The 9,206-nt window shown below is 65.4% G+C and carries 9 protein-coding genes and 2 pseudogenes; 7 read left to right on the top strand and 4 right to left on the bottom strand.

What is annotated here, in order from left to right:
• Positions 1-310: 310 nt before the first annotated feature.
• Positions 311-1,444 carry an adenylate/guanylate cyclase domain-containing protein gene (locus tag WB785_RS04090; RefSeq protein WP_424077411.1) on the bottom strand — a complete coding sequence of 378 codons (1,134 nt, stop codon included), beginning with the start codon at positions 1,442-1,444 and terminating at the stop codon, positions 311-313.
• Positions 1,445-1,484: 40 nt separating this feature from the next.
• On the opposite strand from WB785_RS04090, the gene WB785_RS04085 reads away from it, so the two are divergent.
• Positions 1,485-1,979 carry a DNA-deoxyinosine glycosylase gene (locus WB785_RS04085; RefSeq protein ID WP_424077410.1) on the top strand — a complete coding sequence of 165 codons (495 nt, stop codon included), beginning with the start codon at positions 1,485-1,487 and terminating at the stop codon, positions 1,977-1,979.
• Here the strand turns inward: WB785_RS04085 and WB785_RS04080 are convergent.
• Complete coding sequence (locus WB785_RS04080; protein WP_424077409.1) at positions 1,974-3,365, bottom strand: amidase; 1,392 nt, start codon at positions 3,363-3,365, stop codon at positions 1,974-1,976. The genes WB785_RS04085 and WB785_RS04080 overlap by 6 nt on opposite strands.
• Before the next feature lie 19 nt (positions 3,366-3,384).
• Here WB785_RS04080 and WB785_RS04075 point away from each other — a divergent pair, with 19 nt between their 5' ends.
• From WB785_RS04075 to WB785_RS04050, 6 genes and pseudogenes are all read left to right on the top strand, one after another.
• Positions 3,385-4,548: a MalY/PatB family protein gene (locus WB785_RS04075; RefSeq protein WP_424077408.1), complete on the top strand. Its 1,164-nt coding sequence runs from the start codon at positions 3,385-3,387 to the stop codon at positions 4,546-4,548.
• A 20-nt stretch (positions 4,549-4,568) separates the two neighbouring features.
• A pseudogene (locus WB785_RS04070) lies at positions 4,569-4,695 on the top strand (HIT domain-containing protein); the annotation flags it as partial.
• A 167-nt stretch (positions 4,696-4,862) separates the two neighbouring features.
• Complete coding sequence (locus tag WB785_RS04065; RefSeq protein ID WP_424077407.1) at positions 4,863-6,239, top strand: cytochrome P450; 1,377 nt, start codon at positions 4,863-4,865, stop codon at positions 6,237-6,239.
• Positions 6,240-6,261: 22 nt separating this feature from the next.
• Positions 6,262-7,074: a phthiotriol/phenolphthiotriol dimycocerosates methyltransferase gene (locus tag WB785_RS04060; RefSeq protein WP_424077406.1), complete on the top strand. Its 813-nt coding sequence runs from the start codon at positions 6,262-6,264 to the stop codon at positions 7,072-7,074.
• 61 nt (positions 7,075-7,135) lie between these two features.
• The gene (locus WB785_RS04055) at positions 7,136-7,570 is read left to right on the top strand and encodes an HIT family protein (RefSeq protein WP_424077405.1); all 435 of its coding nucleotides are present in this window, start codon (positions 7,136-7,138) and stop codon (positions 7,568-7,570) included.
• A 5-nt stretch (positions 7,571-7,575) separates the two neighbouring features.
• Positions 7,576-8,025, top strand: coding sequence for a nitroreductase family deazaflavin-dependent oxidoreductase (locus tag WB785_RS04050; RefSeq protein ID WP_424077404.1), 450 nt, complete (start codon positions 7,576-7,578; stop codon positions 8,023-8,025).
• Here the strand turns inward: WB785_RS04050 and WB785_RS04045 are convergent.
• Together WB785_RS04045 and WB785_RS04040 are read right to left on the bottom strand one after the other, a co-directional pair.
• Positions 8,022-9,059 (bottom strand): LLM class flavin-dependent oxidoreductase, encoded by a 1,038-nt coding sequence (locus WB785_RS04045; protein WP_424077403.1) that lies wholly within the window; start codon positions 9,057-9,059, stop codon positions 8,022-8,024. The genes WB785_RS04050 and WB785_RS04045 overlap by 4 nt on opposite strands.
• 20 nt (positions 9,060-9,079) lie before the next feature.
• Positions 9,080-9,206, bottom strand: a pseudogene (locus WB785_RS04040) (uracil-DNA glycosylase); the annotation flags it as partial.

Here is a 9,206-nt window from a genome sequence, read left to right as displayed (position 1 = left end):
GCGTCCAAGACAAACTCAACATCCGGCCACGACCCACCCTGAATTTCGACACCCCAGCCCAACGCCTAGCCGCCCTCCTAGAAGAGGCAGCCTGACCGATGTTGCACTAACCACTTGACTTTGAGGCCGAAATCCGTGACATAACCCCACATTCGGCGGCAAGAAAACCGTTGATCTGACCCGTGCAGAGTTGTAGGTTGAATAGCGAAGCAGGCCCGGAAAGCGACGAATTCCAAAGAGCCGGTCAGCGGAGTGAAAACCGGCCGCGCAGGATGTACGAGACGCCTCCCAACGTCCTCCGGGCCTGCCCCTATGTGTCCTCGGTATCGCCGGCGCCCCGTCGGGCGCGAAAAAGCTTCACCTCACCCTTGATGCCCTTGAGATGACGCGCGCCGGCGTACGACCAGCTGAAGCCCGCGTCATCGCCGAGTTCATCGCGCGTCGATTCGGCGCCCAGCACTGCGCCGGGCCGCGCCACCGCCGTTACCCGGCTCGCCATGTTCACCGGGCTGCCGAACCAATCACCGGCCCTGCTGACTGCGGCCCCCGACGCGATGCCCGCCCGTAGTCGGGGAAAGTCGTTGTCGCCATCGGTGACTTCGACAAGCTTGAGCACCACGTCGAGCAGCGGCGCCGGGTCGGCGCAGACGAACATCACCGCGTCGCCGATCGTCTTGACGAAGCGCACCGGCGGGACGGCCACGTCGCGGGCCAGGTCGGCCAGCCGGTTGGCCAATTGACCCAGCTCCTCGGCCGGCACCTGCTCGCCCAGCCGGGTGAAGCCGACCAAATCCGCGAACGCGACGGTGATCTGCCGGGCACCGGGTAGCGCCGTCCCCGCCGCACGCTCGCCGGCATTGACGGCCTCGGTTTCCATCTGGTGCCGCAGCTGCAAGAACAGCATGTCCTGGATCATCGGGCCTAGTAGCGGCGCGATCTGGCGGACTATCGCCTCGGATGCCTGAGCGACCTGCAACTCGGTCAAACCGGGCTGCATGACCGCCGCGAGTGCGCTGTAGCGCATCACCTCCGCAGCATGCGACAGTCCTTCGGCCAGCACGCGCGCGATTGTGATCACCTGCTCAGCGTCGAGCCCGACGCCGATGAAGCGCTGACCGCTGGCGGCGGCCTCCGCATCGGCCCGCAGGTACACGGCTAAATCGGGATCATCGACTGTGGGCAGCCCGAGCGCGCGTTGCATGCGCTGCAGCAGGTCCAGGTCGATACCGTATGTTTCGCTGATCTCGCGCGCCGACATATATGTGCCGTCATCACCCATCAACCGGCCCGCCGGCAGCAGCATCGGGGCGACAGCTCCCCGGATTTGTTCAACGGTGAAGTCGTGTTGCATGAGCCACTCGATCAGCTCGGCGCGCTCGGCGCGTGCGCCGCCCTCCAGCCCGTCGAGCAGCTTTTCGACGTTCGGGTCGGGCGTGTCATCCACGTCGCCAACGTATAACGCGGCGAGGCATCATGTGAATGCGATGACCACACCGCTGCTGAAAGGGTTTGCGCCCGTCGTCGACAACGGCGCCGGGCTGCTGATCCTGGGATCGTTCCCCAGCGTGCAGTCGCTGGCAACCCGGCAGTACTACGGCAACCCGCGAAATGCGTTCTGGCCGATCACCGCTGCGCTGTTCGGCTTCGACGCGCAGGCAGCATACGAAACCCGGCTGGCCGCATTGCAATCCCACGGCGTGGGGCTCTGGGATGTTCTGCACAAGTGCCGCCGCGCTGGCAGCTCAGACGCCAAAATCGACCCAAAGAGCTTAGTGGTCAACGACTTTGGTCGACTGTTCGCCACTTACCCCTGCATCAGCCGGGTATGCTTCAACGGTCACACCGCAGAAAAGCTGTTCCGCCGACTGGTCCACTTCGACGCGCCGGTCAGCTACCAGCTGCTGCCGTCCACCAGCCCGGCGCGGGCGATGCCTGCGGGCCAGAAGCTGGACGCCTGGCGGGTGATCTCGCCGTCATGAGACCGGCGGTCGCCGGTGTGCCCACGGCCGTGCCGCCTCGATCTGTGCGCCCAACGCCACCAGCGTCGCCTCGTCGCGGGGACGACCGACCAGCTGAACCGACAGCGGAACGCCGTTGCGGTCAAGCCCCCACGGCACGGCGGCGGCCGGCTGACCGGTGAGGTTCCAGATCTCGAAGAACGGCACCCGCCTCGACACCAGCAACAAGCTCGAGATGGCGCCCCGGCGTTGGTAGGCGCCGATACGGGATGGTCCGGTGGCGTTGCCGGGTGTGATGACGACGTCGACATCGTCGAAGATCGACTGGATCCGGGCGGCCAGCGCCGACTCCCCCGCCCGCACATTCGCCATCCGCCGATCGGAGAACAGCGACCCGATCCGCGCCATGTTGCGGGTCCGCTTTTCCAATCGGTCTTGGCGCGGCAGCGCGCGGACGTCGTTGTAAATGCCCCGGAAATAGCGCGGCAGATAGTTGGCGTAGATCGCTGCCGGCGGATAGTCGGGGTCACGGACGACGACGTCGTGGCCAAGCTCGCGCAGCAGCGCGCCCGCCTCATCGACCGCCGCCCGTTGCGCCTTGCCGATGTTGACGACCAACGGCGGTGGAACCTTGGTGCTCAACGCAATTCGCAGTCGGCCGGGATCGCGGGCGGCGGCGCCGACGAAGCCGCCGTCCGGTCCGGGCATCGTGGTCGTCGCATCCAGAAACAACGCCGCGTCTTTCACCGACCGCGCGATCGGACCGTTGACGCTCAGCCCGCACCACGCGTCGTCGTGCGGTGCCAGCGGGACCCGGTCGCGTTGCGGCTTGATGCCGAACAGACCACACCAGCCCGACGGGATCCGGATCGAACCGCCACCATCGGAACCCAATGCCAGCGGGACCAGCCCGGCCGCCACCGCGGCGCCGCTGCCCCCGCTGCTGCCACCCGGTGTGAGCGAGGTGTCCCACGGGTTGCGGGTCGCCCCGAACGTCAATGATTCGGTGTAGGGCAGCATCATCATTTCCGGCACAGTGGTTTTGCCGATGATCACTGCGCCGGCGGCACGTAGCCGGGCAACCACCTCCGCATCGTGGGTCGCCGGGGTCGCGACGGCGCCGGTGCCGTAGGTCGTCAGCTCGCCGGCGACATCGACGTCGTCTTTGATCGCGACCGGCACGCCCAGCAGCGGCAGCCGCTCGCCGGCATCGATGCGGCGCTGCGCGGCCTCGGCCTCCTGACGCGCGGCGTCAGCCAGGACGACCCGAAAGGTGCGCAGCTGCGGGTCCAACTGCGCGATCCGGTCCAGATAGATCTCGAGCAGGCCCGGCGCGGTGATCGTGCCCTCGGCCAACATCCGCACCTGTTCGGCCGCACCCGCAAAGGCCAGATCTGTCTCGTCCACGTCAAGGCAGACTACTTGTATGCACGGCACGACGTTCGATCAATTGACCCCACAGCAACTGCGCGCACGCAAGACGATCAAGTGGAACCATTTCGGGCCCGAGGTGTTGCCGCTGTGGATCGCTGAGATGGACTTCCCCACCGCACCGGCGGTCGTCGACGGCATCCGCGCATGCGTCACCGACGAGGAGTTCGGTTATCCGGCCTTCCGGGAGGACATCCTCGCACGGGCGACCGCCGACTGGTGTCGACGGCGTTATAGCTGGCGCGTTGCGCCCGAGGAGGTTCGTGTTGTTCCCGACGTCCTCAAGGGATTGGAAGTCGTCATCAACTTCCTGACCAGACCCGAAACTCCGGTAGTACTGCCCGTTCCCGCATACATGCCGTTCTTCGACGTCCTGCAGATCACCGGTCGCCAGCGGGTGGAAATCACTATGCTGCAAGATGATTCAGGCCGCTACGTGATGGATCTGGAGGCGCTCGACGAGGCATTCGCCGGCGGGGCCGGCTCGTTGATCCTGTGCAATCCGAACAACCCGCTGGGCACCGCATACCGCGAGGACGAGTTACGGGCGATTGTGGACATCGCCGCTCGCCACCACGCACGGGTGATCGCCGACGAGATTCACGGGCCGCTGGTCTTTGGGCGTCCCCACGTCGCGGCGGCCTCGGTATCCGACATGGCCGCGCACACCGTCATCACCCTGATGTCGGCGTCCAAGGGTTGGAACCTGCCGGGTCTGATTTGCGCACAGGTCATCCTGTCCAACGAGCGGGACATCCGCGACTGGGAATTCATCAACAAGCTGCACAAGATGGGTGTGTCCACGATTGGTATTCGCGCCAACATCGCCGCCTACACCCACGGGGCCGACTGGCTCGATGAACTGCTTGGCTATCTGCAGGCCAACCGGGATCATCTGGCCGCGGCGCTGCCGGCGTCGAGTCCGGGCGTGCGGGTCAATACCCCGGAAGCGACTTATATGTCCTGGGTGGATTTCCGGGCGCTCAACCTACCTGCCGAGCCCGCGGATCACCTGCTGTCGAAGGCCAAGGTGGCGCTCAGCCCGGGGATCCCGTTCGGCGCGACGGTGGGCTCGGGTTTCGCCAGGCTGAACTTCGCCACTACTCGTGCGGTCCTCGACCGCGCGATCGAGGCGATCGCTGCCGCCCTGGCGATCTGACCAGCCACCACCGTGGCTATATGTTCTGCACGATCGTCGCCGGGGACGCCCCAGCGATCCGCATCTACGAAGACGAGGGCTACCTGGCCTTCCCTCGATATTCGTCCGTTCACCCCTGGGCACGCGTCGGTGGTGCCCAAGCGGCACGGCGGAGGTTTCGAAACCTCACCCAAATCAGGCAAAACGCTCCGATGTCTAAGCGGCCCCCGGGGTGCTTCGGGATGCAGTAATGCTATGCAGGACGCGCCGGCTAGCGATACTGTGAGTGCCGACACGGACGTGTTTGCAGTGCTGGCACGGGGGAGAGAAAGAACATGGCCACGCCCACAACCGAGCCGGTGCGCCTACCGCCGGGTCCACGGATACCGAAGGCCCTGCAGGGCCTGTGGTTCTTGCGTGACTACCACGAAATGTATGGCGCTCTCAGTCGACGCTACGGCCCGGTTTTTAGCGTGAATATGCCGCGCCTGGGCCGTGCGGTGGTGATCAGGGATCCCGCCCTGGTCAAGGAGGTGTTCGGCACCAGTACCGATTTGCTCGAACGCGCGAGGACGGGAACCGCCAGCCTGGGCGACGCGTTCGGCTCGGGGTCGACGTTCGCCCTTGCCGGGGATGAACTGCTCGAGCGCCGCAAGCTCGTGCTCCCGCAATTTCACGGCAAACGGATGCGAAGCTACGAGCCCATCATCGAAGAAGAGGTGCTGCGCGAGATCGCGGCCTGGCCGGAAGGGCGGGAGTTCCAGACGCTGCCCTCGATGACGGCGATGACTCTCGGCGCCATCCTGCGGGCCCTGTTCGGCGCCGAGGGAGCCACGCTGGACGAGCTGAACGACCTGATTCCGCCGATGGCCGCCCTCTCCGGGGTGTACTTGGCACTGCCGCCGAGCTTGCGGCGTGACCTGGGTCCATGGAGCCCGGGCGGACGATACTTGCGGCACCGCCGCCGTTTCGACGCCGCGATCAACTCGCTGATCGCCACTGCGCGCGTGGATCCCGCATTGGAAGAGCGCAGCGATGTGCTTGCACTGCTGGTGCGGGCGCGCTACGAAAACGGCGAGCCGATCACGAATCAGCACATCGCCGACGAGATGCTGACCTTGCTGGTATCCGGCCACGAGACAACCGCGGGATCACTGGCCTGGGCAGTGGAGCGGTTGATTCGTCATCCTCAGCTGCTGTCGCGGCTGACCGAGGAAGTCGACGCCGGCGGATCCGAACTGCGCCAGGCCACGATCGCGGAAGTGCAGCGCACTCGGACCGTTCTCGACTCCACCGTGCGGTGTACCAAGGCGCGTATTCGCCTGGGAGACTGGGTCTTTCCGGAGAACACCAGGATCGTCCTGAGTCTCGCGCTGGTCCACGATTCAGATGAGAGCTTCTCGGACGCGATGTCGTTCAACCCGGACCGATTCCTCGGCAGTGCCGCGAAGCCGAAGGCCTGGATTCCGTTCGGCGGCGGTGTCAACCGTTGCGTCGGCGCGGCGCTAGCCACCATGGAGATGGACATCACCCTTCGCCTACTGCTGCGCGAATTCCGTTTCGTACCAACCGATGCGCCGGACGAACGACCACACTGGCGCGGTATTGCCTACGCACCGGCGCGCGGCGCGCGAGCAGTGGTGTACCGGCGCACCGATAAGGCGTTGCGTGTTGCCGACTCTGCTTCGTTGGCCGACCACCGCGGCGCATAGTCGGCGTGGCATACTCGCCGCTGTGACTCGGACTTCCAAGCGGTACATCAAGCTCGTTGACCCTTTTCCGTGGTTGAAACGAGCCATCAACAAGTACTGGTACCCCTTTATCACCCGCCGGTGGGAAAACGAAGACGTCACCTTTCTCAACTGGGGCTACGAGGAAGATCCGCCGCTTGGACTGCCGCTGGCCCCTGAGGATGAAGCCGACCGGTACAGCATCCAGCTCTACCATCGCACCGCGACGCAAGCGGATCTCGGCGGCAAACAAGTCCTGGAGGTCAGCTCCGGACACGGCGGTGGAGCCGCGTATCTGGTACGGACGGTGCAACCGGCGTCCTACACCGGGCTGGACTACAACCCGGACGGTGTTGCATTCGCCCAGAAACGGCACAGCCTACCGGGGCTGGATTTCGTGCACGGCAACGCTGAGAGCATGCCCTTTCCCGACCAGTCCTTTGACGCGGTGATCAACGTCGAAGCGGCGCACTCCTACCCCCATTTCGACCGTTTTCTTTCTGAAATGACGCGGGTGCTGCGCCCAGGAGGGCATTTCCTCTACGCCGATTTCCGCGGGTTCCTCGAATATGACGATTGGGATGCAGCACTGGCCGGCATGCCAATGCGGATGCTTTCGAAGCGGGAGATCAACACGGAGGTGCTGCGCGGGATGGACAACAACTCGCAGCGCTTCCTGGGCCTGAACTCCCGCTATGTGCCCAAATACCTGCAGCCCTGGGGCCGCGTATTCGCTGGCGCGCCGGGCACGACGGGCTACAAGCAACTGCAAAGCGGGCGGCTTTCGTACCGGATGTACCACTTCATCAAAGACTGAGGCGGGAGCGGCATCCTCGACCGGGCCATCAACGTGATCGCCGCCGCGCTACCGTGACCGCATGTCGTGTGTGTTTTGTGCGATCGTCGCCGGGGAGGCGCCAGCGATCCGCATCTATGAGGATGACGGCTACCTGGCCTTCCTCGACGTCCGCCCGTTCACCCGCGGCCACACACTGGTGGTGCCGAAAAAGCACACGGTGGATCTGACCGACACCCCGCCGGAGACACTGGCCGACATGGTGGCGATCGGACAGCGCATCGCCAAGGCGGCCCGCTGCACCGAGTTGGCCGACGCTACCAACGTCGGGATCAACGACGGGCCGGCGGCCTTCCAATCGGTGCCGCACATTCACCTGCACGTGCTGCCGCGACGCAAAAGCGACAAACTCTCGGTGGCCAAGGGGATGCTGCTGCGCCGCGACCCCGACCGGGAGGCGACGGGGCAGATCCTGCGCGACGCGCTGGCGCAATTGGGCGCCACTCCGCAAGACTGACCGGCATGGATATAGCTCTGTGGATCGAACAGCACATTGGCGCGCCGCTGCTGGGCGTGCACGACACGATCTATCAACGCACCAACGGCCGGATTGGGCACCGGATACCCTTCGGGCCGGTCAACTTGCTGCTGCACACGGTCGGCGCCAAGACCGGTAAGGCGCGGACCAACACACTCAGCTACGCGCGCGACGGCGATGCGTATCTCGTCGTGGCGTCAAAGGGTGGCGATCCGAAGGCGCCGGGGTGGTATCACAATCTGAAAGCCAACCCGAACGTCGAAATCAACGTCGGCCCAAAACGTTTCGGCGCGGTAGCCAAACCCGTGCTACCCGATGACCCGGACTACGGGCGGCTGTGGCAGATCGTCAACAAGAACAACGCAAACCGCTACGAGGGGTACCAGAAGCGGACGTCGCGACCAATTCCGGTGATCGCGCTGACGCCTCACTAGAACAACTCCTTGGCCAGCAGTTCCAGCGTGGTCTCCCGGCCTGGAGCGGTGGCCGGGTCGGTGCCGCGGTGTGCCGATGCGACCGGATGCACCATCACCTCGTCGACGTCGAACCGTTTCGCCAGCGCATGTAGTTGCTCGGCGGCCTCGGCGGGTGTGCCGAGGACAGCGCGATCGAGCCCGCTGGGAACGATGCGCTGCTGCTCTGGTGTCAGCTGCGCGCCGCGGGCGTCCTCGACAAGTTCTAGCGGTCCCAGCGGTTGCCCCGTGCGCAGCCGGGCCATCATGTGAAGGTTCGGCAGCATCAAAGCCATTGCCTCATCGTGGGTTTCGGCCACAGCAGCGTTGACGGTCAGGAAGGTCAACGGCTCGGCCGTTAGCTCGCTGGGCACGAACTGCGACCGGTAGAGCGCCAGCGCCTCCTCGGTTCCTCTGCCCGAAAAATGGTGTGCGAACACGTAGGGCAGTCCCTTGGCCGCGGCCAGCCGCGCCGAATACAGCGACGAGCCGAGTAGCCACAGGCGCGGCTCGCTCGCAGCGGCCGGAGTGGCCTTGAGCATGTAGTCCCCGTCGCGCAACTGCACGGCCACCCCACGGGCGCTCATCATCGCCCGCACGTGGTCGAGGTAGTCGGGGAACTGATCGATATCGCGCTCATCTCGTCCGGCGGCGCCGCGCAACAAGATCGAGGTCACCGGATCCGAGCCGGGCGCCCGGCCGATGCCGAGGTCGATGCGACCAGGCGCGGCCGCCTCCAGCAGCGCGAACTGCTCGGCCACCGCCAGCGGCGCGTGGTTGGGCAGCATCACACCACCTGATCCCAATCTCAGCTGCGATGTCTGGGCCGCTAGATAGGCGATCAGCACCGGCGGGCTGGTCGCGCCAACCGACGGCATGTTGTGGTGCTCGGCAACCCAGTAACGGGTGAAGCCCAACCGGTCGGCGATCTGCGCCAGGCGCACGGTGGCCGCCAGCGCATCCGAGGTGGTTTGGTCGGTGCGCACCGGGACGAGATCGAGCACAGAAAGGCGCATGACAGCGTCAACGCCGGCGCTCAACGGGATAGTCCTGCAAGCGTCGCCGCACGGCCGAAGACGTCGTCGAGCATCTGCGTGGTCAGCTTGCCCGTGAAGGTGTTCTGCTGGCTAGGGTGATAGCAGCCCAGCAGCACGACCTCCCCG

It is taken from the genome of Mycobacterium sp. (assembly GCF_049585075.1).
Classification (GTDB): Bacteria; Actinomycetota; Actinomycetes; order Mycobacteriales; family Mycobacteriaceae; genus Mycobacterium.
This window is presented reverse-complemented; position numbering and strand designations above follow the sequence as displayed.

What these genes read in the sequence shown, in the direction of transcription:
- WB785_RS04050 (WP_424077404.1), top strand. Translation starts at nt 7,576, where the DNA reads ATGGATATAGCTCTGTGGATCGAACAGCACATTGGCGCGCCGCTGCTG.
- WB785_RS04065 (WP_424077407.1), top strand. Translation starts at nt 4,863, where the DNA reads ATGGCCACGCCCACAACCGAGCCGGTGCGCCTACCGCCGGGTCCACGG.
- WB785_RS04055 (WP_424077405.1), top strand. Translation starts at nt 7,136, where the DNA reads ATGTCGTGTGTGTTTTGTGCGATCGTCGCCGGGGAGGCGCCAGCGATC.
- WB785_RS04045 (WP_424077403.1), bottom strand. Translation starts at nt 9,059, where the DNA reads ATGCGCCTTTCTGTGCTCGATCTCGTCCCGGTGCGCACCGACCAAACC.
- WB785_RS04075 (WP_424077408.1), top strand. Translation starts at nt 3,385, where the DNA reads ATGCACGGCACGACGTTCGATCAATTGACCCCACAGCAACTGCGCGCA.
- WB785_RS04085 (WP_424077410.1), top strand. Translation starts at nt 1,485, where the DNA reads ATGACCACACCGCTGCTGAAAGGGTTTGCGCCCGTCGTCGACAACGGC.